We start from the raw sequence: 26,368 nt of genomic DNA on the forward strand, positions 1-26,368 counted from the left end.
TATGTCCTTCCTGACAGTGCCGGCACCGGCCTCCGCAGCCGAGGAAGCCTGCGGCGGGACAGTCCCGGTCTTCCGGGCACAGGGCCTTCTGGGCGTCGTCTCCCAGAAGCTGAACCGGCACGAGACCGTGCGGATTCTCGCCATCGGCTCCTCCTCGACCGAGGGTATCGGCGCCTCAGCGCCGGATCGGACCTACCCGGCCCAGCTTCAGGAAGACCTGTCGGACCTCTGGCACCAGACGGTCACGGTCGTGAATGCCGGCATCGGCGGCGAGAAGGCGGTCCGAACCGTCGAGCGGCTGGAAGAGGCGCTTAAGTCCGGCGGGTACGATCTCGTCATCTGGCAGGTCGGCACCAACGACGCCGTGGGCGGTGTGCCCGAGGACGGCTTCCGCACCATGCTGGAGCGCGGCATCGCGGCCGCCAAGGCGGCCGGGGTTCCGCTCATCCTGCTCGACCAGCAATATGTCCCGACGATCCGGGATCCCGCCCGCTACGAGCGCTTCGTGCAGATGGTCGCCAGGGTGGGCGAGACCCAGCGGATCCCGGTCTTCTCGCGCTATGCGATGATGAAGGAATGGGGCAGCCACTCTCTGGAGGACCTGCGTTCCATGCTGTCTTCCGACAGCTTCCACATGAGCGACAAGGGCTATCGCTGCCTCGCCGACCGTCTCGCGCAGGACATCCAGTCGGTCGTGGCCCGCCCGGTGGCCGAGGCCGAGCGCACGACGGTCGCGGCCGCGCGGCGCCGTTAACGGCATCGCAAGGGCCGACCTTCAGGATAGCCTCCGCCCTGGCGGATGCTGAAGCCTCAACGGAACGGCGAAAACGATCATCATGGCTCACGCACATTCTGCTCCGAAACGCCGGCTCTCGTTCCGGGACGTCCTGACGGACGGGCGCATCGCCCTGATGCTTCCCTTAGGATTTTCGTCCGGCCTGCCGTTCCTCCTCGTGTTCAGCACCCTCTCCGCATGGCTGCGGGAGGCCGGGATTTCGCGCACCGAGATCGGCATGCTGAGCTGGGTGGCGCTCGCCTATTCGCTCAAGTTCCTCTGGGCACCCATCGTCGACCGCTACGACGTACCGATCCTTGCCCGGCTCCTCGGCCGGCGGCGGAGCTGGATGGCACTTGCGCAGATCGTCACGGCAGCAGGCCTTGCGGGCATCGCGTTCGGCGATCCGCAGACGCACCTGCCCCTCACCATCGCGTCGGCTCTTCTCGTGGCCTTCGCGTCCGCCACCCAGGACGTGGTGATCGACGGCTGGCGCATCGACGCCGCCACGACCGAGCGGCAGGGCATGATGGCCGCGAGCCTCCAGCTCGGCTACCGCCTCGCCCTGATCTGCGCGGGCGCGGGCGCACTCTATATCGCCGAGTTCGTGAACTGGCGCAGCGCCTACCTGGCTATGGCGGCCCTCATGGGCGTGGGCCTTGCGGCCACCCTCATGGCCCCGCGCCTGGATGCGGCCGCGCCCCGCGAGAGGCTGCCCTTCGCGGCCGCCGTCTTGGAGCCGCTGACGGAGCTTTTCCGGCGCAAGGGGCCGATCCTCATCCCAATCCTGGCGCTCGTCGCCTGCTTCCGCCTGCCGGATTTCGTGGCCGGCGTCATGGCGAACCCGCTCTATATCGACCTCGGCTTCTCCAAGGCCGACATCGCCAACGTATCCAAGCTCTACGGGGTCTGGGTCGGCATCGCCGGAGCCTTTGCGGGGGGTATCGCGGTCACGCGGCTCGGGCTGTGGTGGACGCTCCTCATCGGCGCCGTCATCGCGGCCGCCTCGAACCTGATGTTCTCGTGGCTCGCGGTCGAGGGCGGACGGCTCGACCTGCTCGTCCTCACGATCAGCGCCGACAACTTCGCCGGCGGCTTCGCGGGCTCGGCCCTCGTCGCCTACATGTCGAGCCTCACGGCGCCCGGCTTCGCCGCGACCCAATATGCTCTCCTGAGCTCCCTCTATGCGCTGCCCGGCAAGCTCATCGGCGGCGGCTCGGGCGCGGTCGTGGACGCCTACGGCTACCCGATCCTCTTCTCGGCCACGGCCGCCATCGGCATCCCGCTCGTGATCCTGTGCCTAGTCGTGCGTCGGGATGCGATGCAGACGGTGGAAGCGGAGCCGGACGGGAAACCGGCCCTCGCGGCGCAATCGCGCGCGTGAACGGCGGAGGGACAGAGCGCAACGGGATCCCCTCCCCCTTGTGTGGAGGGTCAGGGTGGGGGTGTCGACGCTACGTTCTTAAACTTCAGAGCCAACACCCCCACCTCCAACTCCTCCCCACAAGGGGGGAGGAGAGCAGGGCCACGCCTCGTCATTCCGGCTATGACAAGGACGAAAGTGCTTCGTCGAGGCTCACCTCACCCCGCTCACTTACACCCAGCCGCCATCCACCAGATAGCTCTGCGCCGTGATGGCGCCGGCATCCTCGGAAGCCAGGAAGAGCGCCATCCTGGCGATATCCTCGGGCACGAGCTTGCGCTTGATGCACTGGCGCTTCAGCAGCTCCGCCTCGCCCTCGGGCGTCAGCCACAGGTCGATCTGGCGCTGGGTCATGATCCAGCCGGGCACGATGGCGTTGACGCGGATGTTCCGGGGGCCGAGTTCACGCGCCAGGGCGCGGGTGAGGCCGACCACGGCGGATTTGGCGGTCTTGTAGGCCGCGAAGGAATCATCGCTCACGAGATAGCTTGTAGAGCCCATATTGATGACCGAGCCCCCGCCCGCCCGCTCCATGTCGGGCAGCACCGCCTGGGTCGCGAAGAACTGGTGATCGAGATTGGTGGCGAAGCGCTCGCGCCAATATTCGGGCGTGACTTCGTCGATGGTGTGCCGGTCATCCCGCGCGGCGTTGTTGACCAGGATCGCGACAGGTCCCAGCGCCTCGCTTGCCCGGCGGATGGCCGCCTGCAGGGCCGGGATGTCGCGCACGTCGCTGTGTTCGAAATGCACGCGCTCGCCGAGGCGCTTGGTCAGCGCCTGCCCGGCCTCCGTGTTGTAGTCCAGGACCGCGACCTTCGATCCCTGTGCATGAAAAGCCGTCGCGATGCTCTCGCCGATGCCGCTGGCACCGCCCGTGATCAGGACGGTCTTGTCCTTGAGGGAGCCGTAGATGGTCTGGGTCATGAATCGAACCTCTTCGTGAAATACCAGGTCTGCCGCGGCAGAAATCCGTTGTCATTCCGGGACGGTGCGGAGCGCCGGGCCCGGAACCCATAAACACAATCGTTTCAGAAGAAAGAGCTACGGCAGACGCCGCACTTTCTCTTGCATCGTTAGCGGCTATGGGTTCCGGACTCCGCTACGCGGTCCCCGAATGACGGAAAATTCAATTTCAGCTCGCGCCGGGCCCAGGCGTCGCGCCGGACGGGCACTTGCCGAGGATGATCATGCCGAGCACCTCGTCCTGGGTGACGTCCGCGACATTCGCGGTTCCGACGAGCTTGCCGTTCTTCATCACGCTGACCCGGTCGGCGAGGCCGAACACATCGTGGATGTCGTGGCTGATGAGGAAGATGCCGATGCCCTCCTTCTTCAGCTGCAGCACGAGGTCGGCGACCTGCTGCGTCTCGGCGGGGCCGAGCGCCGCGGTCGGCTCGTCCATGATGAGCACGCGGGCGTTGAAGTAGATCGCGCGCGCGATGGCGACCGACTGGCGCTGGCCGCCGGAGAGCGCCTTCACGGGCTCCTTGAAGCGGCGGAAATGCGGGTTGAGCCGCGCCATCACCTTGCGGGTCTCGGATTCCATGGTGGCATCGTCGAGGGTGCCATAGGGCGTGAGCACCTCGCGGCCGAGGAAGATGTTGCCGGCCGCATCGATATTGTCGGCGAGCGCGAGGGTCTGGTAGATCGTCTCGATCCCGTAGCGCTTGGCGTCCCGGGGCGAGCCGATCTCAGCCCGCTCGCCGTTCACGTAGATCGCGCCGGCATCCGGCCGGTAGGCGCCCGAGAGGATCTTGATGAGGGTCGACTTCCCGGCCCCGTTATGGCCGAGAAGCCCCACGACCTCGCCGGGCCGCAGATCGACCGAAACATCGTCGACCGCCTTGATGCCGCCGAACGCGATGGAAATGTCGCGCATCTCGACGAGCGGAGCCGTCTCGTTGGGTGTCATGATGCGCTCCCTTACCTGATCCGCCGGCGATAGAGGCCATCGACCCACACGGCCAGCACGAGCACGGCGCCGACCACGATGTTCTGAAGCGGCGTGTCGACGCCAAGCAGCACCATGCCGGATTGCAGGGACTGCATGACGAGAGCGCCGAGCATGGCGCCCGCGACGGTGCCGATGCCGCCCGCAAGCGACGTGCCGCCGATCACCGCTGACGCGATGACGTAGAGCTCGTCGAGCGTTCCGGCCGCGTTGGTGGCGGCGTTGAGGCGCGCCGTGGAAATGCAGGCCGAGATGCCGCAGAGAAATCCCATAAGGCCGAACACCTTCATGAGCGTCCAGCGGGTGTTGATGCCCGACAGTTCCGCGGCCTCCGGATTGCCGCCGATGGCGAAGACGTAGCGCCCAAAGCGCAGGCGCCTTGCGAGGAACGTCATGAAGAGACCGACGATCACGGCGATCAGTACCGGCACGGCGACCCCGTGCGGGATCGTCAGTCCGCCCTCGGGCCAGGCAATGCCGTTGGCCTCCGCCCAGCGCCGCGCGGTACCCACGGGCAGCGGATAGGAATTGGCGATGGCGGCGGCGCCGAGCACCGCGCCGCAGGCCAGAAGCGCGATGACCGCATCGGCCCAGGCCGGGCGCACCGGAAAGCCGAAGCGGATGCGCCGTCGCCGTGCGAGCCCGAGGGCCACCACAACGAGCCCGGCCGCGACCGATGCGACGATCCAGGTCGCTGTGGCGCCAAGCGCCCCCTCGACACCACCGCCAAGGGCCTTGAAGCGCGTGTCCATGGGCGCGACGGTCTGGCCCGTCGTGACCCACCAGGCGGCGCCGCGCCAGACGAGCAGCCCTCCGAGGGTGACGATGAAGGACGGAATGCCGAGATAAGCGATGAGCCAGCCCTGGAAGAGCCCGATGACGCCGCCGATCACGACCGCGATCAGTACCGCGACGGGCGCCGTGAGCCAATGCTCGAAGCCGAGCCAGCCGGGCAGCCATTGCACCTGCACCACGCCCACGATCATGCCGACGAGGCCGAGGATGGCACCCACCGACAGGTCGATGTTGCGGGTCACGATGACGAGCACCATGCCGGTCGACATGACCGCGATGGAGGCCGTCTGGACCGACAGGTTCCAGAGATTGCGCGGCGTGAGGAAAAGCCCGCCCGAGAGAATGTCGAAACCGATCCAGATGACCGCGAGCGCTCCTAGCATGCCGAGCATGCGGACGTCGATCTCGAGCCTGGAGAGGAGCGAGCCGTCCGTAGAGGCGCTCTGGGGTGGGGCAGACGTAGTGGCGTGTGCGGTCATGGCATCGCTCGCATCAGGAGAGCGTCATCCCGGGACGGCTCATCGTCATTCCGGGTTGCCGTCAGGCAAGCCCGGAACCCATAAACACCAGTTGTTCAGAACAGAGAATAACGGCAACCACCGCGTTCTATTCTGCATTGTCAGCGTTTATGGATTCCGGGCCCGGCCCGCGAGGGCTGTCCCGGAATGACGATGGCGCGCTCCAGAGTGACGGATCCCGCTCAGTTGCAGACCTTGACGGAGCCTGGCTTCACGCCCTGGCACACCACGTCCTTCGTCACCCAGCCAGCATCGACGACCACGTTGAGGTTGTCCTTCGTGATCGCCACGGGCTTGAGGAAGATCGCCGTCATATTCTGCTTCTTCGGGCCGAGGTTCCAAGACATGGAGCCCTTGATCTCGTTCAGCTTCTTGCCGTTGGCGAGTTCGAGAGCGATCTCGGCGGCGTTGCGGCCGAGCTCACGCGCGTCCTTGAACACCGACACGGTCTGGGTGCCGAGGGCGACCCGGTTCAGCGCGGCCTTGTCGGCATCCTGGCCCGATACGGGAACGGAGCCGGCCATGCCCTGCGCGGCAAGCGCCGCGATAGCGCCGCCTGCGGTGCCGTCATTGGCCGCCACCACCGCGTCGACCTTGTTGTTGTTCTTGGTCAGGAACTGCTCCATGTTCCGCTGCGCGTTGGCCGGGAGCCAGCCATCCGTATAGGCCTCGCCCACGTTCTTGATCTTGCCGGAATCGATAGAGGGCTTGAGCACCTCCATGGCGCCCTGGAACAGGAAGTTGGCGTTCGGATCGGCGCCCGAGCCCTTGATGAAGACGTAGTTGCCCTCGGGCTTCACCTTCATCACCTCGCGGGCCTGGAGACGGCCCACCTCCACGTTGTCGAAGGTCAGGTAGAAGACCTGCGGGATCTCGATGAGCCGGTCGTAGCCGACCACCGGGATACCCTCGGCCACCGCCTTCTCGACGGCCGGGCGGATGGCATCCGAATCCTGCGCCAGGACGATCAGCCCCTTGGCGCCGCGGGCGATCAGGCTCTCGATATCGGTCAGCTGCTTGGCAGGCGAGGATTGCGCGTCGGCCGACACATAAGTGCCGCCCGCCTTCTCGATGGCGGCCTTGATCGCCGCCTCGTCGGTCTTCCAGCGCTCCTCCTGGAAGTTCGACCAGCTTACGCCGATCACCGGCCCCTTGCCCTGGGCAAGGGCGGCATTCGCCGACAGGGCGAGGGCGGCAAGGCCGAAAAATAGCTGCTTCTTGAGCGACATGGGTTCCCTCCTGGAGCCAGCGGACCCTTCCGTCCGGCCCTCTTTCTTGGCGTGGCAGGCCGCCGAACCCGGCGCGACCGAGACGGCGTTTCAGCTCTGGCTCGCCCGCCTAATTTTTCGAGCGTGAAAATAATTATCCCGAACAATGTCCCTTTCAAGCGGCAAAGCTCTTAGCATTTGGTCGAAGCGGCCGATTTTTCGATTTGTTTTGTTCGCCAGTCGAATAAATATTGCTGCGATGTCCATGCTTTCCCTCACTCCCCGCGAAACGGCCCGGCGACGGCTGCTCGATGCCCTGCGCCGGGAGGGGCCGCTCGCTCGCGTCGAGATCGGCCAGCAGCTCGGCATGAGCCCGGCCAGCGTGTCGGAGCTGACGGCGAGCCTCCTGGAGGAAGGCATCCTGGTCACCGAGGAGGGCGGGGATTCCCTGCCCGGCCTGATCCGCGGCCGCCCGAAGGTCCGTCTGTTCTTCGCCGAGACTCTCGGCTCCGTCATCGGCGTCTGGACCGGCTTCAACCGCATCGAGCTGCGGCTGGTCGACAGCGCCGGGCGCAACCGGGCGAGCCGCCACGTGGAACGCCCCCTGCGCAATCTCGAGGCCGAGGCCCTGCTGGATGTGCTCGCGGAGGCGATCACGACATTCGCGCACGACACGGGCGCCCCGGACGTGAAGGCCATCGGCCTTGCCTGCCAGGGCTACGTGGACACCCATGACGGCATCGTGGCCTGGAGCCCGGTTCTCGGCACCCGGGACCTCCCCCTCGCGGCAGGCCTGGGAGAGCGGCTCGGCAAGCCCGTGCTGATCGAGAACGACGCCAGCGCCATGGCCTTCGCGATCGCCCAGCGGGACCCGGCCCTGCGTTCCGGCCGCACCGCCTGCCTGATGATCGGCGACGGCGTCGGCCTCGGCTTCCTGGTGCAGGGTGAGCTCTATCGCGGGGCCCGCTCGGGCGGGAGCGAGTTCGGACATGTCCGCCTGCGTCGCAGCGGTCCGCAATGCCGCTGTGGCGGGCGGGGCTGCATCGAGGCATTTCTGGCCGATTATGCCCTGCACCGGGATGCGCAGCTGATCGACCATCGCCCGGCGCCGACGATCCTGCTCCCCAGCGAGGAAGCCATGGGTGCCATCGTGGACCAGGCGCGCGCCGGCGACGCAGCGCTGCTCAACCTTTTCCGCGAGGCCGGAGAGGTCCTGGGCGATGCGGCGAGCATCCTGATCCAGACCCTAGAGCCCGATCACATCGTTATCTGCGGCCCCGGCACCCGGGCCATGGACCTCCTGCGCCCCTCCTTCGAGGCCGCCCTGGAAAGCCAGACGATTCCCACCTTGCGGTCGCTCACGACCATCCAGGTCGTCGATTCCTCCCTGGATCTCCTGACCGAGGGGGTCGTCATGCAGGCCCTGCGCGAGCTCGACCTGGACCTCGCCCGCCTGAGGGCAGCATGACGGAAACCTGCAGCGTCAGGCCCCTTCGCGGATCTGGCGGATCAGCATGGCCCGGAGATCGTCGAGCACCGCGTCACGGTCCGAAAGTTCAGCCTCGCCGCTGATCGCCACGGAGACGCGCATCAGGTGGAGGACGATCACGGCCATGCGCTCCGCCCGCTCGCGCGGGAGGGGCGGATCCATGGCGCCGAGCAAGGCGGCGATCCGCCCACGCATGCGTTTTCGCCGCTCCGCCTTCACGGCCTTGTCGGCCGCCGGCCGGTCGGACAGCACCACGAAGGACGGATGCGCCTCGAGAAAAGCCGACAGGTCCCGGAAGAGGCGGTCGATCAGCATTTCTGGCTTTGCGCCCTCGGCCGCTCCCCCAAGAGCATCGAGCATCTGCGAGAGGGCCTCGCCGTTCGTGTCCTGAAGCGTATCGGCGAGAAGCTCCTTGGTGGGGAAGAACTGGTAGAGCGACCCGATGGAGGCGCCCGCCCGGGCCGCGATCTCCGTCATCGTCGCTGCGTCGAAGCCTTTCTCGGCAAAGACCTCCTCGCCGGCCCGCAGCAGGGCCGCGACGCGCTCACGCCCCCGGCGGCGCTGCGGCGCACGCGCGACGGCCTCGGCCTTGGGGCTTGCTTTTTGTGAGGCCATCCTCATATAACCTATACATGAGCCTACCCTCACATTTCTCGTCGGACAGGCTCTCCACCTCCTCGATACCGGAAAGCTCTCTCATGCTGAAGCTCGAAGCCCGCAGCACCGCCTTGATTCTCGTCGATGTCCAGAACGGCACCCTCGCCCAACCGCTGACACCGAACAGCCGCGAGACCGTGATCGCCAACAGCGTCGCCCTCGCGAACGGCCTGTCCCGAGCCGGCGGCACCCTCGTTCTCGTGCGGGTGAATTTCTCGGCCGGATACAGGGATCGGCCGAAGGGCGAGACGGACGTGCCGATGATCCTTCCCGAGGGCGGATTGCCGGCAGAGTGGAGCACCTTCCCACCCGAGATCGCCGCCTTAAACCCTGACGTTTTGATCACGAAGCGGCAATGGAGCGCCTTCTTCGGCACCGAACTCGACCTCCAGCTGCGCCGGCGGGGGATCGACACGGTGGTGATCGGCGGGTTGATGACCAATTTCGGCGTGGAATCCACGGCCCGGGATGCATGGCAGCTCAATTACGCGACGCTCGTGGCGCAGGATGCCGCCAGCAGCCTCGGAGACGGCCTGCACGACTTCGCCGTAAGCCGTACCCTGCCACGGGTCGCCCGGATCCGCTCGACCAGTGAAATTCTGGCGGCGCTTGCGGCCTGATCCTCGCCGGAGTGACCCGAACGGGCAATCTCCGGGGCACGAAGTCGTAGCTTTCGGGTCGCGAAGCCCTTATCTCTGACAGGAGAGATCTTCACGTTTGAGCCCCCATGACTTCCTCACGTCCCGTCACCGCCGGCGACCATGTCTTCCTCGTCGACGGTTCGTCCTTCATCTTCCGGGCATACTTCCAGTCCATGAACCAGGACTCGAAGTACAACAGCCGCACCTCGGATGGCATGCCGACGGGTGCGGTGCGGCTCTTCGTGTCGAAGCTCCTACAATTCGTGCGCGACGGCGCGGCCGGCTTCATGCCGACCCATCTCGCCATCGTGCTCGACAAATCCGAGGGCTCGTTCCGCAAGGAGCTCTACGAGGCCTATAAGGGCCACCGGCCGGACGCGCCCGAAGACCTGAAGGTGCAGATGCCGCTCATGCGGGAGGCGATCCGCGCCTTCGGCCTGGAGCCCATCGAGCAGGCCCGCTACGAGGCGGACGACCTCATCGCGACCTATACGCAGGAGGCCAAGGCCCGCGGCGCCAACGTGCTGATCGTCTCGTCCGACAAGGACCTGATGCAGCTCGTCGGGCCTCTCGTGTGCTTCTACGATTTCGAATCGGGCTCCAAGGGCAAGCCCGGCTACCGCCCCGAGCGCAACCTCGACGAAGCCGCCGTGACCGAGAAATGGGAGGGCATCCCGCCTGAGAAGATCGGCGACGTGCTGGCCCTCATGGGCGATACCTCCGACAACGTGCCGGGCGTTCCCGGCATCGGCCTCAAGACCGCCGCCCAGCTCATCAAGGAATACGGCGACCTGGAGACCCTCCTGGCGCGTGCGGACGAGATCAAGCAGCCCAAGCGCCGCGAGACTCTCATCAACAATGCCGAGGCGGCGCGGCTCTCGAAGAAGCTCGTCACCCTCGATTGCGAGGCCCCGCTCCCGGTCTCCCTCGATGCCCTGCGCCTGCCGGAGCCGGACCCGAAGACCCTGGTCGGCTTCCTCAAGGCCATGGAGTTCAGCACCCTGACCCGGCGGGTGGCCGATCTCTACGACGTGGATCCGACCCAGGTCGAGCCGGACCCGCGCCTGATGCCGGGCGGCGAGGCCATTACCTGGCAGCGCTTCGGCGGCCCCGCCCCCGTGGAGGAGGACGTGCCGTTCTCGGGCGGTGCAGGCACCACGGAGGTCGATCCCTTCGCGGGGCTCGACCTTCCGGAAACGGGCCGCGCGCGCAAGCCCATGGAAGGCCTCGGGACCCCCTCCCAGCTCGCCGGCAAGCGGGCCACGGAGGCGGCTTCCCAGCCCGTGGACGTGCAGGCCTACGAGACCATCACGAGCCTCGAGCGCCTGACCGAATGGGTCGAGGAGGCGCGCGGGCAGGGTTTCGTCGCCGTGGACACGGAGACGAGCGCGCTGGACGCCAACCAAGCCGATCTCGTGGGTTTCTCGCTGGCGCTCGCGCCCGGCAGGGCCGCCTATGTGCCGCTCCAACATCGCGGCGACTCGGACCTGTTCGGCGGCGGCCTGGTGCCGGGACAGATCCCCGTCGAGGCGGCGCTTGCGGCCATCCGGCCGCTCCTGCAGGATCCGTCCGTTCTCAAGATCGGCCAGAACCTGAAATACGACTGGGTCGTCTTCAAGCGGTACGGCATCGACCTCGGCCCCTTCGACGACACCATGCTGATCTCCTACGTGCTCGACGCGGGCAAGGGCTCGCACGGCATGGACGAGCTCTCGCGCCGCCATCTCGGGCACTCGCCCATCACCTTTTCGGAGGTGGCCGGAACGGGCCGCAACAAGGTGAGTTTCGACAGGGTCGACATCGCCAGGGCCACGGCCTATGCGGCCGAGGACGCGGACGTGACCTTGCGCCTGTGGCAGGTGCTCAAGCCGCGGCTCGCCGCCGAGCACCGCACCACCGTCTACGAGACCCTGGAACGGCCCCTCATCGACGTGATCGCCCGCATGGAGATGCGTGGCATTGCAGTGGACCGCCAGATCCTCAGCCGCCTCTCGGGCGACTTCGCCCAGAGCCTCGCGCGGCTGGAGGACGAGATCCACGAGATCGCGGGCGAGAAGTTCGCCCTCGGCTCTCCGAAGCAGATCGGCGACATCCTGTTCGGCAAGATGGGCCTGCCGGGCGCCAAGAAGACGCCCTCCGGCCAGTGGGCGACCCCTGCGACCCTTCTGGACGAACTGGCGCAGGCCGGCCACGTGCTGCCCGAAAAGATCCTCGAATGGCGCCAGCTCGCCAAGCTGAAATCCACCTATACGGACACCCTGCAGGAGCATATGCATCCCGAGACGCGGCGGGTGCACACCTCCTTCTCCCTCGCCTCCACCACCACGGGGCGCCTCTCCTCCTCCGAGCCGAACCTGCAGAACATCCCGATCCGCACGGAAGCCGGCCGCAAGATCCGCAAGGCCTTCGTGGCGCCGGAAGGCTCCAAGATCATCTCGGCCGATTACAGCCAGATCGAGCTGCGCATCCTGGCGCATATCGCCGACATTCCGCAGTTGCAGGAGGCCTTCGCCAAGGGCCAGGACATTCACGCGGCCACCGCCTCGGCCATGTTCGGCGTGCCGCTCGACCAGATGACGCCTGACCTGCGCCGGCAGGCCAAGACCATCAATTTCGGCATCATCTACGGCATTTCGGCCTTCGGCCTTGCGGTGCGCCTCGGCATACCCAATGCGGATGCGGCCGCCTTCATCAAGCAGTATTTCGAGCGCTTCCCGGGCATCCGCGCCTATATGGACGAGATCAAGAAGACGACACGCGAGAAGGGCTATGTCACCACCCTGTTCGGGCGCGTGTGCCACTATCCGCAGATCAAGTCCGGCAACCCGTCGGAGCGCGCCGCCGTAGAGCGCCAGGCCATCAACGCGCCGATCCAGGGGACGGCCGCCGACATCATCCGCCGGGCCATGATCCGCATGGAGGACGCGCTGAAGGCCGAGCGCCTCTCGGCCCGCATGCTCCTACAGGTCCATGACGAACTGGTGTTCGAGGCGCCCGACGAGGAGATCGAAGCGACGCTCCCGGTCATCTCCCGGGTGATGACTGAGGCCCCCTTCCCGGCCGTGACCCTGAAGGTGCCGCTCGCCGTGGAAGCCCGCGCGGCGCAGAACTGGGACGAGGCGCATTAGGCGCCTCCCTGCCTCTCGGACGAATCCATAGAAGCTTTCCGGCTGGTGCTTCCTTCCCAGATGATGGCGGCGGCCGGCCGTGTGCGCCGGCACACGGCCGGGCCACGGACACACGCAGATTGCTCGATTATTGCGTCGATGGAAATCCTGGTGCCGCGCCAGAGGCTTACCCGTTTCCAGTTCGATATAACTTACGCTAGGTAAGCATCCCCTTGCGGTCGCACCTCTCTAAATGGAGAGTTGTGGGCCCTGTTGCACAGCCATATAGCGCTTGATCGATCTGCTTTACTGACGCCGCGGAAGTGAATGCTTTTCTTCTTCGCGCCAGGACTGTGATCACCGCGCGAATACATCAATGAATTTTTAACCCATGCAGAAAGGTGGGTTTGCGCGCCCACCTCGGCCGCCCGACCGGAATTCACCCGAGAGGCCGGCAACGTCAACCGAACACCTTCAGCTTCCAGGAGAGCAAAGAAGATGGCCGTAGAACAGAATCCGAAGTTCTGGGGAGCCCAGAGCGTCGCCGTCAATTTTTCGGGGGTCGATCAGGACACCGTGGCGAGGCTGGCCAACGGCGGCTACGTGGTGGCCTTTCGTCAGGACAAGCAGATCGGCTTCCAGATCTATAACGGGAGCGGCGAGAAGGTCGGCGGCACGCATTTCGTCTCGCAGGGACCGGTCGCTAACGGCTTTGGGCAGTGGGAACCGGACATTCTGGCAAAGGCCGACGGCTCCTTCATCATCAGTTGGACTGAGGTCGTCGGGACCCCGAACAGCTATATCCTGCGCACCCAGAATTTCAGTGTCGACGGCACGCCGGGCGCGGTGAAGACCGTCAGCGACAAGGTTCAATATCACGGCGCGCACATGGCTGACGCCGGCACGGGCGGAGTTGTGGCTGCCTATATCGACGATGCCTTGAATCCATACATAGCAAATCTGGCAGACGGCTCGACAACGAAGATCAACAACCCCGATGGGAGCGCTATCACCGCAAGCGGCAAGACAGACATCGCCTGGCTTGGAGGCGCCAGCCAATTCGTCGTTTCCTACAAGGAAGGATTTGCCCTGTTCGTGGAGGGTACACGGGCAGTCAAGAGCATTTCCAAGGCGGTGGAAACGAATGTCGTTGCCCTGAAGGATTCCGACGGCAAGCCCAATGGAAGCTTCGCGGTCAATTACGTGACCGACACCAACGACATTGTCGTCAAGACGTATTCGGCTGCCGGTAATCAGATTACCGACGGCAAGACCTTTACGATTTCGTCAGGCGCAATAGCCTCTACTGGATACAGCACGAGCATCACGGCCCTCAAGGATGGCGGCTTCGCGGTGGCCTACAAGGCTGACGCCAATCAAAAAGATATCTGGGTGAAGGTTTTCGACGCCGAGGGGAATGCCGGTCCGGCCTTGAAGATCCCCGTTCACGGCGAGCAGGTTGCACCCTCCATCGAGGAGATGCCTGATGGCCGCCTTGCGGTCTCCTGGCACAATCGCTCGCCGGCGACCAACGGCAGCGCCATCGAGTCCGTCATGGTCGACGCCCGTGGTTCGGCCGTCTCCCTGACCGGAACGGCGGGCAACGACATTTACGCTCCCTCCAAGCACGCCGGCGACAAATTCGACGGCGGCGCGGGCTTCGACACGCTGACATTCAAGGAAAGCACGGCTGGCGTTGCCGTTGACCTCGTTCACGGGACAGGATCTGCAGGCGATGCGGCCGGTGATACCTACACCAGCTTCGAGAAGGTGATCGGCACGAACTTCAACGACACCCTCACGGGCGGGGCCGGCCATGTGCTGGTCGGCGGCGCCGGCGACGATGTGTATTACGTGAGCGCCAGCGATACCCAGATCGACGAGTCGGGTGGCGGCAACGATCAGGTCTATTCGTCCGTGAGTTATTCCCTCTCGGCCGGCATCGAGTACCTCTTTGCGACCGGCGCAGACGCGATCGACCTTTACGGGAACGAAGGCAATAACGTCATTGCCGGCAATGAGGCTGCGAACCATCTGACCGGCAATGGCGGCAATGACAGCCTGTACGGCAACGGCGGTAATGACCTCCTCGACGGTGGTGCGGGCAATGATGTCCTGGATGGCGGCGCCGGCAATGACGCCCTGGCCGGAGGCATCGGCGACGATAACCTGAACGGAGGCAGCGGCGACGATAACCTGCAGGGTAACGACGGCAACGACGCGCTTTACGGAGCGGACGGCAACGACGCGCTCGACGGCGGCGCAGGAAACGACGTTCTCTATGGCGGCGCGGGAGCCGACAACCTGAAGGGGGGCCTCGGCGACGACGTGATCGACGGCCAGGGCGGCGCCGACACCATGGACGGCGGCGCAGGCAACGACACCTACTACATCGACGACGTGAACGACCTGGTTCAGGACAGCGGCGCCGGCGACGTGGATACGGTGGTCGTCTCGGTCAATTACGACCTCAACCGGCTTGTGGGCATCGAGAACATCACAGGCGTAGGCAGCGCCGCGATCACGCTCACGGGCAATGGCCTCAACAACGTCTTCGTCGGCAATGATGGCGCCAACATCCTCTATGGTGGCGCCGGGAACGACCAGCTCAACGGCGGCGGCGGCAATGACCGGATCCACGGCGGTCTTGGCGCCGACCTGCTCACGGGCGGCACGGGCCGTGACATCTTCGTGTTCGACACGAACCCGAAGGCGAAGCGCAATGCCGACAAGATCACGGACTTCAACGTGAAAGATGACTCGATCTACCTCGAGAACAAGTACTTCAAGGTCGGGTCGAAGGGCACGATCAAGAAGCCTGCCGCCCTGTCGAGCAAGATGTTCTACGTTGGCGCCAAGGCGCACGACAAGGACGATCGGATCATCTACGACAAGAAGAAGGGCGTCCTCTACTACGACGATGACGGCATCGGCTCGCACAAGGCCGTGGTCATCGCCACCCTCAAGAAGGGCCTCAAGATGACCTACAAGGATTTCTTCGTGATCTAATTGGCAACGACGAAGATTTCCCGTCGATGAGGGCGCCCTTGCGGGCGCCCTTTTTCGTGCGCGTCCTACAGGCGGAAAGGCGCACCGGCGGTATGGCCCCGGTCGGAAACCCCTCTAACTTCCTCGCAGACGGAAGCGCTCGAGCGAGGACGATCATGCCCTACGAACTCTACTACTGGCCGGGAATCCAGGGACGGGGCGAGTTCGTGCGCCTTGCCCTCGAGGAGGCTGGCGCGGACTACGTGGATGTAGCCCGCGGGCCGGGCGGCATGTCCGCCATGACGCGCCTGATGGAGAAGGCGGCTCATCCCCCCTTCGCGCCTCCCTTCCTGAAGGACGGTGAGACGCTCATCGGCCAGACGGCCGCGATCCTGCTCTATCTCGGCGCCCGCCACGGGCTTGCGCCCAAGGACCCGGAGGGCGGGCTCTGGACGCACCAGATCCAGCTCACGCTCTCGGATCTGGTAGCGGAAGCGCACGACACCCATCACCCCATTGCGACCAGTCTCTATTACGAGGACCAGAAACAAGAAGCACGGCGACGGGCGGAGGATTTCTGCCGCAACCGGATCCCGAAATTCCTCGGCTGGTGCGAGACGATCCTCGCCCGCAACCCGGCCGGGGATGCGCATCTTGTCGGCGGCACGGTGACTTATGCGGACCTGTCCCTGTTCCAGGTGGTGGAGGGCCTTTCCTATGCGTTTCCGAGGGCCATGAAGCGCGCCCTTCGCGATCTGCCGAAGGTGGCGGCTCTGCGCGAGGCCGTGGCGGCCCGGCCGCGGATCAGGGCCTATCTCGACAGCGACCGGCGCATCCCCTTCAACGAAGAGGGGATCTTCCGCCATTATCCGGAGCTGGATGGCTGACCGGGCCCTGATCTGCCGACCGGCGGCAACGATGCCTTAAGGGTCTCGTGCGCAATGTCGCCCCGCGGGCTGGCTGTCGGGCTGCCCGCGATGCGTGCGTGGAGTATTCCGATGAGCGACGAATCCGAGTCCGTGGTAGCCCGCCTCTGGCGCGACCGGGTGGGCCTGCGCGAGGCGGAGCGGGACGCGGCCCTTGCCCGGGCCCGCCGCGCCGAGGACAGGCTGGCGGAACTGATGGCCGAAAATGCCCGCCTCATGGCCGAGCTGGCGCGGTTGAGGATGCAGGCCGGATCGGAGGCCGCAGCACCGGCCCTGTCCGAGACCGAACTCCAGATGGAGGCCCTGCGGGGCGCTCTCCTGCCCCTGCTCTCCGACCAGGACCTCGCCCGCGACGCCGCCTGAGATCCGGGCGATGCCTCAGGCCGCCAGACGGCCCATGGTCTCGTTCAGGCATTGCACGGAAACCCCTGAGCCCGCACGGGCCAGGAGGCTGCATCCCTTGGGCACTTCCCGCCAGCCCATGGCCTTGTCGTCGATGGGCTCCGACACCACCAGGAGGTTGCCGGCGTTTTCGCGGAAATAGAGGGTCGGCGGCTGCCCGTCGCAGGCCCAGCGATAGGCCCAGAGGCTTTCGCCATCCGTGACCGCAGCCGTGAACCGCAAGGGCTCGGCGATCCCGGCCTCCTCCATGAGACCGCGCACCTGCTTGAGCGTCTGCGCCATGGCCGTCACCGGATCGGCCGCGAGGCCGTTGGCCAGGGCCAGGAGGAAGATCGCCTCCGAATCCGTGGTGCCGAGCCGGGTGTCGTAGAGCGCGTCGGGAATCAGGGCTTCGAGGCGGCGCTTGATGCGCCCGTAGCCGCCGATCTGGCCGTTATGCATGAAGAGATGGCGCCCGTGGGCAAAGGGGTGGCAATTGGCCCGGGTGGTCGAGGTGCCGGTCGAGGCGCGCACATGGGCGAAGAACAGTCCGGATCGCACCTGGTCGCACAGGCTCTTCAGGTTCTCGTCGGACCAGGCGGGCCGCACCTCCCGGTAGAGGCCCGGCTCGGACCGCTCGCCGTACCAGCCGATGCCGAACCCGTCGCCGTTGGTCCCGGTCTTGGCTTCCACCGCATGGAGGGACTGGTGGACCAGGGAATGCGCCGGGGCGCAGACGAGATCCGCGAGGAAGATCGGCTCTCCCCGATAGGCAAGGAAACGGCACATGGACGCCTCGACCCCCGAAAGACGCACCCCGAAGGGCTCGCCACCCTCTTATGAAACCTTGTTTAGTATTTTCTCGGCAGGGTGAACAGCCGGTTAACGGCCGGCGGCCGGCCTTTCCGGCTCCGGCCGCCCCAAAGCCGGTTCCCTCCTGCCTGCGAACATGCTCTAACCCTCCGGCCATCGCATAACGCCGGTCGAACCGGCGACAGGGGTATTCGCATGCTTCGTGTCCTGACCCTGGCGCTCGCCGCCGCGCTGACCGTCTCGCCGGACATGGCCTTCGCGGCGGAGCTCGACGGCCGCACCCTCGGCCTCGCCTGGGCCCTGCCATTTGCCGGAATCCTGCTCTCCATCGCGCTCTTCCCGCTCCTCGCGCCCCATGCCTGGGAGCATCACCAGGGCAAGATCGCGGCGCTCTGGGGCCTGCTGGTCCTCGTGCCGATGGCTCTGCTCCTGGGCCCCACCACGGCCCTGCACAGCCTCGCCCACACGGCCTTCCTCGAGTACATCCCCTTCATCCTGCTGCTCCTGGCCCTCTTCACGGTGGCGGGCGGAATCCTGGTGCGCGGCAACATCCACGGCGCCCCGGCGACCAATGCGGCGCTGCTCGCCATCGGCACGGTGCTCGCGAGCCTCATCGGCACGACGGGTGCCTCCATGGTCATGATCCGGCCGGTGCTGCGGGCAAACGACGACCGGGTCCACAACGCCCATGTGGTCGTGTTCTTCATCTTCCTCGTGTCCAATGTAGGCGGCTCCCTGACGCCGCTGGGCGACCCGCCGCTCTTCCTCGGCTTCCTGCGCGGCGTGGACTTTTTCTGGACGACCACGCACCTTTTCCCCGAGACCCTCTTCGTCAGTGCGGTCCTGCTCGCCGTTTTCTTCCTCTTCGACGCCTATCTCTACCGCAAGGAAGGGCGCATCCGCCCGGACCCGACGCCCGACCAGCCGGTGCGCGTCACGGGCGGCATCAATTTCATCCTCATCCTCGCGATCATCGGCGCCATCCTGTTCAGCGCCACCGTCGATCTCGGGCGCTTCACCCTGCTCGGCACGGAGATTGAGGTGGCCAACGCGGCGCGCGACATCATCATGATCATCGTGACTCTCATGTCGCTAGCCTTCACGCAGCGGGCGAACCGGGAGGAGAACGGCTTCTCCTGGGAACCGATCAAGGAAGTCGCAAAACTCTTCGCCGGCATCTTCGTAGCCATCATCCCGGTGCTGGCCATGCTCAAGGCCGGCGCCGAAGGACCATTCGCGCCCCTCGTAGCCCTGGTGTCGAACCCGGACGGCAGCCCCAACAACGCCGCCTATTTCTGGCTCACGGGCGGCCTCTCGTCATTCCTCGACAATGCGCCCACCTATTTGGTGTTCTTCGAGCTCGCGGGCGGCGACCCGCAGCACCTGATGACCACGGGAGCGCTGACGCTCGCGGCCATCTCGGCAGGCGCCGTGTTCATGGGCGCGAACTCCTATATCGGCAACGCGCCGAATTTCATGGTCTATGCCATCGCCCGCGAGAAGGGCGTCGCGATGCCGAGCTTCTTCGGCTATCTCATCTGGTCCGGCCTGATCCTGGTCCCGACCTTCCTGATCGCGACGTTCCTCTTCTTCCGGCATTAGGAAGAGCCGTTCCGGGCGCAGGCGAGAGTCCGGCCCTCTGGGCCGTCCCGGAATGACGGGGGTCAGTTGCTCAACCGGCGCGCCACATCGTCGGCGATCGACAGGGACGAGGTGAGGCCCGGGCTCTCGATGCCGAAGAGCTGCACGAGGCCGGGCAGGCCGTGCTCGGTGGGACCGTCGATCAGGAAATCCGCCGGCGGTTCGCCGGGGCCGGTGAGCTTGGGGCGGATGCCTGCGTAATCGGGCACGAGTGCCCCATCGGGCAGGCCGGGCCAGTAGCGGCGGATGGAGGCATAAAAGCTCTCCGCGCGAGCCGGATCGACCTCGTACACCTCGCGCTCGATCCATTCCACGTCCGGCCCGAAGCGCATCCGCCCGGCAAGGTCGAGGGTGACGTGGGTGCCGAGCCCGCCATCGACGGGCGCCGGATAGACGAGGCGCGAGAAGGCGGGCCGGCCGAGGCAGCCGAAATAATTGCCCTTGGCGAGGACGAGGGGCGGCACACGTTCGGCCGGATAATCCTCCGTGGCCCGGGCGAGGCCCTGAGCTCCCAGCCCCGCCGCATTGACCACCGCGTCGACGGGAAGTGCCGCCGGCTCAGCGCCGCCGGTTTGCACCTCCCAGCCGCTCCTGGTGCGCGCGATGCGCTCCACGGGGGCATGGAAGGCCACCATGCCGCCGGCCGCCTCAAGGTCGCCCTGGAGCGCCAGCATGAGGGCGTGACTGTCGATGATGCCGGTCTCGCGGGAAAGGACGGCGCCCGTGCAGGACAGGTTCGGCTCCAGCGCCTTTGCGTCGTTTCCGCTCAGGAAGGACAGGCCCTCGACCCCGTTGGCGATGCCCTGCTCGTAGATGCCCTCGATCTTCGCCTGTTCCAGCGCGTTCGTCGCCACGATGAGCTTGCCGCATTTCCTGTGCGGCACCCCGTGGCTCTCGCAGAATTCGTAGAGCATCCGCCGTCCGGCCACGCAGTGGCGGGCGCGTAAGGACCCCGACGGGTAGTACATTCCCCCGTGGATCACCTCGCTGTTGCGCGACGACACCCCGTTGCCGATCCCGCCCGTCGCCTCCGCGACAATCACGTCGTGGCCGCGCAGGGCGAGCGCACGGGCAACGGCAAGGCCGACCACGCCGGCTCCGACGACGAGAATATCCATGGCGATCCCCCAACGAAAAGCGGCGGCCCGAAAGCCGCCGCCTGTCTATCATTGCATCGGAGCTTGTGGCTACGCCGCGACCGACATCTGCGGGGCGGCGGCCTTCACGTCGGCGTCCACATGGTCCTCGAAGCGCTTGAAGTTCTCGTTGAACATGTCCACGAGGCGCTTGGCGGTCTGGGCGAAGGCCGCTTTGTCGGCCCAGGTCTTGACCGGGTAGAGGATGTGGGGCTCGACGCCCGGCACCGAGGTCGGCACCGCGAAGCCGAAATAGGGGTCGCGGCGGAAGTCGGCGCGGGAGAGCGAGCCGTCGAGGGCCGCCGTGAGCAGACGGCGGGTGACGCGGATCGGCATGCGCCGGCCGGTGCCGTACTTGCCGCCGGTCCAGCCGGTGTTCACGAGCCAGCAATCCACGTGGTGCTTGGCGATGAGGTCGCGCAGCAGGTTGCCGTAGACCGAAGGATGCCGCGGCATGAAGGGCGCGCCGAAGCAGGTGGAGAAGGTCGCCTCCGGGTCCTTCACGCCCTTTTCGGTGCCGGCCACCTTAGCGGTGTAGCCGGACAGGAAGTGATACATGGCCTCGGCCGGGGTCAGCTTCGCGATGGGCGGCAGCACGCCGAAGGCATCGCAGGTGAGCATGACGATGTTCTTCGGAATGCCCGCGCGGCCGGTAGTGCTCGCATTGGGAATGAAGTCGAGCGGATAGGCGCAGCGCGTATTCTCGGTCTTCGACGCATCGTCGAAATCGGGCACGCGGGTGACCGGATCGATGACCACGTTCTCGAGCACCGTGCCGAAGCGCTCGGTGGTGGCGTAGATCTCGGGCTCCGCCTCCCGGGAGAGGCGAATGGTCTTGGCGTAGCAGCCACCTTCGAAGTTGAACACGCCCTTCGGAGTCCAGCCGTGCTCGTCGTCGCCGAGCAGGGTACGGTCCGGATCGTTGGAGAGCGTGGTCTTGCCGGTGCCGGAGAGCCCGAAGAACACGGCCACGTCGCCCGCATCGCCCACATTGGCGGAGCAGTGCATGGGCATGACGTTCTCGGCCGGCAGCACGTAATTGAGATAGGTGAAGACCGACTTCTTCATCTCGCCCGCATAGGACGTGCCGCCGATCAGGACGATCTTCCGCGTGAAGTCGCAGGCGATGACCGTCTCGGAGCGGCAGCCGTGCCGGGCCGGATCGGCCCTGAAGGACGGCAGATCGATGATGGTGAGATCCGGCACATAGCTCTTGAGCTCGCCAGCTTCCGGGCGGATCAGAAGATTGCGGATGAACAGGGAATGCCAGGCATATTCGGTGAAGACCCGCGCCTTCACCCGATAGACCGGATCGGCTCCGCCATGGAGGTCCTGAGCGAAGAGCTCACGACCTTCCGCATGGGCAAGGAAATCCTCGAGCAGCGTCTCGAAATGCCCGGGGCTCATGGCGCCGTTATTGTCCCACCAGACGGTGCTCTCGGTGGCGTCGTCGCGCACCACGAACTTGTCCTTGGGGGAGCGGCCCGTATGCACGCCGGTCTCGGCCAGGAGCGCCCCGCCCTGGACCAGGCGGGTCTCGCCCCGGGTCAGGGACTGCTCGTAGAGAGCCGGGGCCTCGAGGTTCCAGTAGACCCGCTTCAGATTGCGGAAGCCGAGGGCTTCAGCGCCATGCGCGCTGTTGAAGACGCCGATAGTGTCCACGAAAGACTTCTCCTGATCGTCAGCCGCGCGAGGCGGCCAGATGCCATGTCGATGGCATTGTCCCATAATCACCCCGAGTGGTATAAAGTTTCCGAACCCTCAAGGCGGAGAGGATTGTTTAGAACATGAAGCGTTGCCGTCAACCGACGGCATTCCGTTTCATTCCATTTTTGCCAGGGAACGCACCAGATGGCCCGTTCATCTCCCGTTGGGATGGGGCGGCTAGGCTTCTCTGTAGCGTCCGCCCCCTGGCACTTTGCCGGTGAAACCTTACTTATGCCATCAGAAAGGCGCAGTTCGGCACGTTTTCTCGCCTCGGGCGTTGACCCGCAACGCGCCGACGCCGATCGATTCTAGCAAGGAAGAGTTCATGCCAACGATCGCTCTCGTCGATGACGATCGCAACATCCTCACCTCGGTCTCCATCGCGCTCGAAGCGGAGGGGTACCGGATCCAGACCTATACGGACGGCGCCTCCGCGCTCGACGGGCTGAAACATGCCCCGCCGGATCTCGCGATCTTCGACATCAAGATGCCGCGCATGGACGGTATGGAGCTTCTGCGCCGCCTGCGCCAGAAATCCGATCTCCCGGTCATCTTTCTGACCTCCAAGGACGAGGAGATCGACGAGTTGTTCGGCCTCAAGATGGGCGCGGACGACTTCATCCGCAAACCCTTCTCCCAGCGGCTCCTGGTGGAGCGCGTGAAGGCGGTGCTGCGCCGCTTCGCCCCTAGGGACCAGTCGACCCCCCGTGAGGCGGACGCGAAGGCGCTGGAACGGGGCCAGCTCAAGATGGACCCGGAACGCCACGCCTGCACCTGGAAGGGCGAGCCCGTGACCCTCACGGTGACCGAATTCCTGATCCTCCAGGCGCTCGCCACCCGCCCGGGCGTGGTGAAAAGCCGCAACGCCCTCATGGACGCGGCCTATGACGATCAGGTCTATGTGGACGACCGCACGATCGACAGCCACATCAAGCGCCTGCGCAAGAAGTTCAAGGCGGTTGACCCCACGTTCGAAATGATCGAGACCCTCTACGGCGTCGGCTATCGCTTCAAGGAAGGCTGACCCTCCGAGGAAAGCCGACGCGTGGCACAGCCCCGAGAGAGGCATGAAGGCTGACCCGATCTCCGCCGAAGCCGCCATGGACGATCCCCCTCCGCCGCGTGGCCCGCTCGCGCGGCTGAGGCGCGTCGGCCATATGCTGACCCAGCGCGCCTCGTCGAGCCTGACGCGGCGGATCGTGGTGCTCAACCTCGGCGGCCTCGTGGCCCTGCTGGTCGGCTTCCTCTATCTCAACCAGTTCCGGCAGGGTCTGATCGAGGCGCGGGTGATCAGCCTTCTGACGCAGGGGGAGATCATCGCGGGCGCCATCGCGAGCTCCGCCACGGTGGAGACCGACACCATCACGATCGACCCGGACAAACTCCTGCAGATGCAGGCGGGCCAGACGGAGCGGTTCAACGAAGAAAACTTCTCGCCCCTCGAATTCTCGATCAATCCGGAGCGGGTCGCACCCCTTTTGCGCCGCCTCGTGACGCCGACCCGGACCCGGGCCCGGATCTTCGACCGGGAAGGCGCCCTCCTGCTCGATTCCCGCAACTTCTATTCGCGCGGCGACATCCTGCGCCGGGATCTGCCCCCCGTGGCGGACGAGGATACCAGCTTCATCGAGCGAAGCTGGAACAACGTCCGGAATCTCTTCCGGCGCCGCAAGCGCGTGGTCTTCGAGGAGCCCGGCCCCAGCAACGGCAAGTCCCTGCCGGAGGTGCAGCAGGCCTTCGGCGGCCAGCGGGCCTACGAGGTGCGCACCGATGCGCGCGGCGACACCATCGTGTCGGTGGCCGTGCCGGTCCAGCGCTTCAGGGCGGTCCAGGGGGTGCTGCTGCTCTCGACACAAGGGGGCGACATCGACGGGATCATCGCGTCCGAGCGCTTCGCCCTGCTCCAGGTCTTCGTGGTCGCCGCGCTCGTGATGATCGTGCTCTCGCTCCTCCTCGCGGGCGCCATCGCGGGGCCTGTGCGGCGCCTGGCCGAGGCGGCCGAGCGGGTGCGCTGGGGGACCAAGTCGCGCCAGGAAATCCCGGATTTCACCAACCGGTCCGACGAGATCGGTCATCTGTCCGGCGCCCTGCGCGACATGACGCGGGCCCTCTACAACCGGATCGACGCCATCGAGAGCTTCGCGGCCGACGTGGCCCACGAGCTCAAGAACCCGCTCACCTCCCTGCGCAGCGCCGTCGAGACCCTGCCGCTCGCCCGCAGCGAGGATTCCCAGAAGCGGCTCATGTCGATCATCCAGCACGACGTGAAGCGCCTCGACCGGCTGATCAGCGACATCTCGGACGCCTCGCGCCTCGATGCCGAACTCGCCCGCGCCGACGCAGAGCCCATCGACATGGCCCATCTCCTGGAAGCCGTGGTCTCGATCGCCAACGAGCGGCGGCGGGCGGAGGATCCGGTCGTGCTGCTGAAGATCGAGCGGCCCGGGAGAAACGAGGCTCAGGGGCGCAAGCCCTTCGGAATCCTCGGCCACGACAACCGCCTGGGCCAGGTCCTCAACAACCTGATCGACAATGCCCGGTCCTTCTCGCCCCCGGACGGAACGGTGCGGATCTTCCTGCGCCGTCGGAAGAGCGAGATCGAGATCGTCGTGGAGGATGACGGCCCAGGGATCGAGCCCCACGCCTTCGACCGCATTTTCGAGCGCTTCTACACCGATCGCCCCGAACAGGGCTTCGGCCAGAATTCCGGCCTCGGGCTCTCCATCTCGCGCCAGATCATCGAGGCCCACCGGGGCACGATCCGGGCCGAGAATCGGCTGGGACCGCCGGACGAGACCGGGGAGCCCCGGCGCCTCGGCGCCCGGTTCGTCATCCGCCTGCCGGCCGCAGGTCAGGCCGGATGACCGCCCCGCTGGCAGAGCGGGAGACCGTCCATGCGGGCTGCGTGACGGTCGGCGAGGCCGGGATCCTGATCCGCGGGGCAGCCGGCTCCGGCAAGTCGACCCTCGCGCGGGAACTGGTGCGCCAGGCCAGGGCCGAGGGCCTTTTCGCATCCATCGTCAGCGACGACCGGACCCTCCTGCGGGCGCAGAACGGCCGTCTCGTGGCGCGGCCGGTCACGGCCATCGCCGGATACCGGGAGATCCGGGGGATCGGCATCGTGCGGGTCCCCTTCGAGGCGGCGGCCGTGATCCGCTTGGTGATCGACCTCTCGGAGGACGCGCCGGAGCGCCATCCCGAGACGGCGGATTCGCAGGTTCGCGTCTGCGGCGTCTTGCTCCGTCGCATCCGGGGCCAAACTGGGGCACCTTTGCTGGACATCGCCCTCGACAGCTTGCGTGGACTCTGCGACGCGGTCGTGTCACTGTGATGAAGTTTTTGCCATCGTTGCTCTTGCGCTTAGCTTCGCGGTGCACAAAATAGCGGCTCCGCTCAACGGAGCGATCGGACCAGTAACATTATGATTGGCATGGTGCTCGTCACCCACGGGCAACTCGCGACGGAGTTCAAGGCTGCGCTGGAGCATGTTGTGGGGCCTCAGGAGCAGCTTGAAACGATCACGATCGGGCCGGACGACGACATGGAGACGCGGCGCAAGGACATCATGGCCGCCGTCTGCCGGGTCAATTCGGGCCAGGGCGTCGTCGTCCTCACCGACATGTTCGGGGGAACGCCCTCGAATCTGGCTCTGTCCTGCATGAACGGCAGCTCCGTCGAGGTGGTCGCCGGCATCAACCTGCCCATGCTCATCAAGCTGGCAAGCGTGCGCGACGAGGAGACTCTGACCGATGCGGTTTCCCACGCGCAGGAGGCGGGGCGGAAATACATCAACATCGCATCGCGCGTTCTGACCGGAAAATAGGCCATGAGCTCGACCGCCGAAGAGGATTGCGATTGCCCGCCGCCCTCCATCCCCGATGGGACTGAGGTCCGGGAGCTGCGGATCGTCAACCGGCGCGGGCTCCATGCGCGGGCCTCGGCCAAGTTCGTCCAGACCGTGGAGCGCTTCGATTCCGACGTGACCGTCACCCGCTGCGGCGAGACCGTGGGCGGGCGCTCGATCATGGGCCTGCTGACCCTCGCGGCCGCCCAGGGCACCACCATCACGGTCACGGCCAAGGGCCAGGACGCCACCTCCTGCCTCCAGGCCATCGGCGATCTCGTCTCGAACAGGTTCGGCGAGGACGAGTAAACGTTTCAGACGGACCGGCCCATCCTCCCCGTCATTCCGGGACAGCGCGGAGCGCTGGG

The 26,368-nt window shown here is 66.1% G+C and carries 22 protein-coding genes; 14 read left to right on the forward strand and 8 right to left on the reverse strand.

Annotation, left to right across the window (positions count from 1 at the left end; translation table 11 throughout):
- The first annotated feature begins 1 nt into the window (after position 1).
- Positions 2 to 754 carry an SGNH/GDSL hydrolase family protein gene (locus C4E04_RS19360; RefSeq protein ID WP_162559481.1) on the forward strand — a complete coding sequence of 251 codons (753 nt, stop codon included), beginning with the start codon at positions 2 to 4 and terminating at the stop codon, positions 752 to 754.
- Between the two features lie 82 nt (positions 755 to 836).
- On the forward strand, positions 837 to 2,159 hold the full coding sequence (locus tag C4E04_RS19365; protein ID WP_245416166.1) for an AmpG family muropeptide MFS transporter: 1,323 nt from the start codon (positions 837 to 839) through the stop codon (positions 2,157 to 2,159).
- Between the two features lie 210 nt (positions 2,160 to 2,369).
- Here the strand turns inward: C4E04_RS19365 and C4E04_RS19370 are convergent, their stop codons facing one another.
- From C4E04_RS19370 to xylF, 4 genes are all read right to left on the reverse strand, one after another.
- The gene (locus C4E04_RS19370) at positions 2,370 to 3,122 is read right to left on the reverse strand and encodes an SDR family NAD(P)-dependent oxidoreductase (RefSeq protein ID WP_109600132.1); all 753 of its coding nucleotides are present in this window, start codon (positions 3,120 to 3,122) and stop codon (positions 2,370 to 2,372) included.
- A gap of 208 nt (positions 3,123 to 3,330) precedes the next feature.
- Complete coding sequence (locus tag C4E04_RS19375; protein ID WP_109600134.1) at positions 3,331 to 4,110, reverse strand: ATP-binding cassette domain-containing protein; 780 nt, start codon at positions 4,108 to 4,110, stop codon at positions 3,331 to 3,333.
- 11 nt (positions 4,111 to 4,121) lie between these two features.
- Complete coding sequence (locus C4E04_RS19380; RefSeq protein ID WP_109600136.1) at positions 4,122 to 5,423, reverse strand: sugar ABC transporter permease; 1,302 nt, start codon at positions 5,421 to 5,423, stop codon at positions 4,122 to 4,124.
- Between the two features lie 221 nt (positions 5,424 to 5,644).
- The gene (gene xylF / locus C4E04_RS19385) at positions 5,645 to 6,691 is read right to left on the reverse strand and encodes a D-xylose ABC transporter substrate-binding protein (protein ID WP_109600138.1); all 1,047 of its coding nucleotides are present in this window, start codon (positions 6,689 to 6,691) and stop codon (positions 5,645 to 5,647) included.
- A gap of 244 nt (positions 6,692 to 6,935) precedes the next feature.
- Here xylF and C4E04_RS19390 point away from each other — a divergent pair, with 244 nt between their 5' ends.
- A complete protein-coding gene (locus C4E04_RS19390) occupies positions 6,936 to 8,138 on the forward strand; it encodes an ROK family protein (RefSeq protein ID WP_162559482.1) in 1,203 nt (400 codons plus the stop codon).
- A gap of 15 nt (positions 8,139 to 8,153) precedes the next feature.
- On the opposite strand, the gene C4E04_RS19395 is transcribed toward C4E04_RS19390, so the two are convergent.
- The gene (locus C4E04_RS19395; protein ID WP_162559483.1) at positions 8,154 to 8,774 is read right to left on the reverse strand and encodes a TetR/AcrR family transcriptional regulator; all 621 of its coding nucleotides are present in this window, start codon (positions 8,772 to 8,774) and stop codon (positions 8,154 to 8,156) included.
- Positions 8,775 to 8,857: 83 nt separating this feature from the next.
- Here C4E04_RS19395 and C4E04_RS19400 point away from each other — a divergent pair, with 83 nt between their 5' ends.
- From C4E04_RS19400 to C4E04_RS19420, 5 genes are all read left to right on the forward strand, one after another.
- Entirely contained in the window at positions 8,858 to 9,436 is a 579-nt protein-coding gene (locus C4E04_RS19400) for an isochorismatase family protein (protein WP_109600144.1), read from the forward strand.
- A 107-nt stretch (positions 9,437 to 9,543) separates the two neighbouring features.
- Positions 9,544 to 12,585 (forward strand): DNA polymerase I, encoded by a 3,042-nt coding sequence (polA, locus tag C4E04_RS19405; RefSeq protein WP_109600146.1) that lies wholly within the window; start codon positions 9,544 to 9,546, stop codon positions 12,583 to 12,585.
- Positions 12,586 to 13,062: 477 nt separating this feature from the next.
- Entirely contained in the window at positions 13,063 to 15,573 is a 2,511-nt protein-coding gene (locus C4E04_RS19410; RefSeq protein ID WP_109600148.1) for a calcium-binding protein, read from the forward strand.
- A gap of 155 nt (positions 15,574 to 15,728) precedes the next feature.
- A complete protein-coding gene (locus C4E04_RS19415; protein ID WP_109600150.1) occupies positions 15,729 to 16,439 on the forward strand; it encodes a glutathione S-transferase in 711 nt (236 codons plus the stop codon).
- 111 nt (positions 16,440 to 16,550) lie between these two features.
- On the forward strand, positions 16,551 to 16,841 hold the full coding sequence (locus C4E04_RS19420; protein ID WP_109600152.1) for a hypothetical protein: 291 nt from the start codon (positions 16,551 to 16,553) through the stop codon (positions 16,839 to 16,841).
- A 15-nt stretch (positions 16,842 to 16,856) separates the two neighbouring features.
- Here the strand turns inward: C4E04_RS19420 and C4E04_RS19425 are convergent, their stop codons facing one another.
- The gene (locus tag C4E04_RS19425) at positions 16,857 to 17,648 is read right to left on the reverse strand and encodes a class II glutamine amidotransferase (protein WP_109600155.1); all 792 of its coding nucleotides are present in this window, start codon (positions 17,646 to 17,648) and stop codon (positions 16,857 to 16,859) included.
- A 219-nt stretch (positions 17,649 to 17,867) separates the two neighbouring features.
- On the opposite strand from C4E04_RS19425, the gene C4E04_RS19430 reads away from it, so the two are divergent.
- Positions 17,868 to 19,274, forward strand: coding sequence for a sodium:proton antiporter (locus C4E04_RS19430; RefSeq protein WP_109600157.1), 1,407 nt, complete (start codon positions 17,868 to 17,870; stop codon positions 19,272 to 19,274).
- A gap of 62 nt (positions 19,275 to 19,336) precedes the next feature.
- Here the strand turns inward: C4E04_RS19430 and C4E04_RS19435 are convergent, their stop codons facing one another.
- Both C4E04_RS19435 and C4E04_RS19440 read right to left on the reverse strand, forming a co-directional pair.
- The gene (locus C4E04_RS19435) at positions 19,337 to 20,431 is read right to left on the reverse strand and encodes an NAD(P)/FAD-dependent oxidoreductase (protein WP_109600159.1); all 1,095 of its coding nucleotides are present in this window, start codon (positions 20,429 to 20,431) and stop codon (positions 19,337 to 19,339) included.
- Positions 20,432 to 20,500: 69 nt separating this feature from the next.
- Positions 20,501 to 22,111, reverse strand: a complete 1,611-nt coding sequence (locus tag C4E04_RS19440) for a phosphoenolpyruvate carboxykinase (protein WP_109601310.1) — start codon at positions 22,109 to 22,111, stop codon at positions 20,501 to 20,503.
- A 370-nt stretch (positions 22,112 to 22,481) separates the two neighbouring features.
- Between C4E04_RS19440 and C4E04_RS19445 the strand changes: the two genes are divergently transcribed.
- The 5 genes from C4E04_RS19445 (at position 22,482) to C4E04_RS19465 (ending at position 26,309) form a co-directional block, all read left to right on the forward strand.
- Entirely contained in the window at positions 22,482 to 23,180 is a 699-nt protein-coding gene (locus C4E04_RS19445; protein ID WP_109601312.1) for a response regulator transcription factor, read from the forward strand.
- A gap of 43 nt (positions 23,181 to 23,223) precedes the next feature.
- On the forward strand, positions 23,224 to 25,020 hold the full coding sequence (locus C4E04_RS19450; RefSeq protein ID WP_109600161.1) for a sensor histidine kinase: 1,797 nt from the start codon (positions 23,224 to 23,226) through the stop codon (positions 25,018 to 25,020).
- The gene (locus tag C4E04_RS19455; protein ID WP_245416167.1) at positions 25,017 to 25,487 is read left to right on the forward strand and encodes an HPr kinase/phosphorylase; all 471 of its coding nucleotides are present in this window, start codon (positions 25,017 to 25,019) and stop codon (positions 25,485 to 25,487) included. Before C4E04_RS19450 ends, C4E04_RS19455 begins: the two co-directional genes overlap by 4 nt.
- Before the next feature lie 90 nt (positions 25,488 to 25,577).
- Entirely contained in the window at positions 25,578 to 25,979 is a 402-nt protein-coding gene (locus C4E04_RS19460; protein ID WP_109600163.1) for a PTS sugar transporter subunit IIA, read from the forward strand.
- Positions 25,980 to 25,982: 3 nt separating this feature from the next.
- Complete coding sequence (locus tag C4E04_RS19465) at positions 25,983 to 26,309, forward strand: HPr family phosphocarrier protein (protein ID WP_109600165.1); 327 nt, start codon at positions 25,983 to 25,985, stop codon at positions 26,307 to 26,309.
- The last annotated feature ends 59 nt before the right edge of the window (positions 26,310 to 26,368 follow it).

Source organism: Microvirga sp. 17 mud 1-3 (genome assembly GCF_003151255.1).
Taxonomy (GTDB): Bacteria; Pseudomonadota; Alphaproteobacteria; order Rhizobiales; family Beijerinckiaceae; genus Microvirga.

Excerpts from the sequence above, each read along its gene's own strand:
- C4E04_RS19445 (WP_109601312.1), top strand. The coding sequence starts at position 22,482 with ATGCCAACGATCGCTCTCGTCGATGACGATCGCAACATCCTCACCTCG.
- C4E04_RS19375 (WP_109600134.1), bottom strand. The coding sequence starts at position 4,110 with ATGACACCCAACGAGACGGCTCCGCTCGTCGAGATGCGCGACATTTCC.
- C4E04_RS19415 (WP_109600150.1), top strand. The coding sequence starts at position 15,729 with ATGCCCTACGAACTCTACTACTGGCCGGGAATCCAGGGACGGGGCGAG.
- C4E04_RS19455 (WP_245416167.1), top strand. The coding sequence starts at position 25,017 with ATGACCGCCCCGCTGGCAGAGCGGGAGACCGTCCATGCGGGCTGCGTG.
- polA (WP_109600146.1), top strand. The coding sequence starts at position 9,544 with ATGACTTCCTCACGTCCCGTCACCGCCGGCGACCATGTCTTCCTCGTC.
- C4E04_RS19360 (WP_162559481.1), top strand. The coding sequence starts at position 2 with ATGTCCTTCCTGACAGTGCCGGCACCGGCCTCCGCAGCCGAGGAAGCC.
- C4E04_RS19430 (WP_109600157.1), top strand. The coding sequence starts at position 17,868 with ATGCTTCGTGTCCTGACCCTGGCGCTCGCCGCCGCGCTGACCGTCTCG.
- C4E04_RS19435 (WP_109600159.1), bottom strand. The coding sequence starts at position 20,431 with ATGGATATTCTCGTCGTCGGAGCCGGCGTGGTCGGCCTTGCCGTTGCC.
- C4E04_RS19465 (WP_109600165.1), top strand. The coding sequence starts at position 25,983 with ATGAGCTCGACCGCCGAAGAGGATTGCGATTGCCCGCCGCCCTCCATC.
- C4E04_RS19390 (WP_162559482.1), top strand. The coding sequence starts at position 6,936 with ATGCTTTCCCTCACTCCCCGCGAAACGGCCCGGCGACGGCTGCTCGAT.
- C4E04_RS19395 (WP_162559483.1), bottom strand. The coding sequence starts at position 8,774 with ATGGCCTCACAAAAAGCAAGCCCCAAGGCCGAGGCCGTCGCGCGTGCG.
- C4E04_RS19450 (WP_109600161.1), top strand. The coding sequence starts at position 23,224 with ATGAAGGCTGACCCGATCTCCGCCGAAGCCGCCATGGACGATCCCCCT.
- C4E04_RS19410 (WP_109600148.1), top strand. The coding sequence starts at position 13,063 with ATGGCCGTAGAACAGAATCCGAAGTTCTGGGGAGCCCAGAGCGTCGCC.
- C4E04_RS19365 (WP_245416166.1), top strand. The coding sequence starts at position 837 with ATGGCTCACGCACATTCTGCTCCGAAACGCCGGCTCTCGTTCCGGGAC.
- C4E04_RS19400 (WP_109600144.1), top strand. The coding sequence starts at position 8,858 with ATGCTGAAGCTCGAAGCCCGCAGCACCGCCTTGATTCTCGTCGATGTC.
- xylF (WP_109600138.1), bottom strand. The coding sequence starts at position 6,691 with ATGTCGCTCAAGAAGCAGCTATTTTTCGGCCTTGCCGCCCTCGCCCTG.
- C4E04_RS19370 (WP_109600132.1), bottom strand. The coding sequence starts at position 3,122 with ATGACCCAGACCATCTACGGCTCCCTCAAGGACAAGACCGTCCTGATC.
- C4E04_RS19460 (WP_109600163.1), top strand. The coding sequence starts at position 25,578 with ATGATTGGCATGGTGCTCGTCACCCACGGGCAACTCGCGACGGAGTTC.
- C4E04_RS19420 (WP_109600152.1), top strand. The coding sequence starts at position 16,551 with ATGAGCGACGAATCCGAGTCCGTGGTAGCCCGCCTCTGGCGCGACCGG.
- C4E04_RS19425 (WP_109600155.1), bottom strand. The coding sequence starts at position 17,648 with ATGTGCCGTTTCCTTGCCTATCGGGGAGAGCCGATCTTCCTCGCGGAT.
- C4E04_RS19380 (WP_109600136.1), bottom strand. The coding sequence starts at position 5,423 with ATGACCGCACACGCCACTACGTCTGCCCCACCCCAGAGCGCCTCTACG.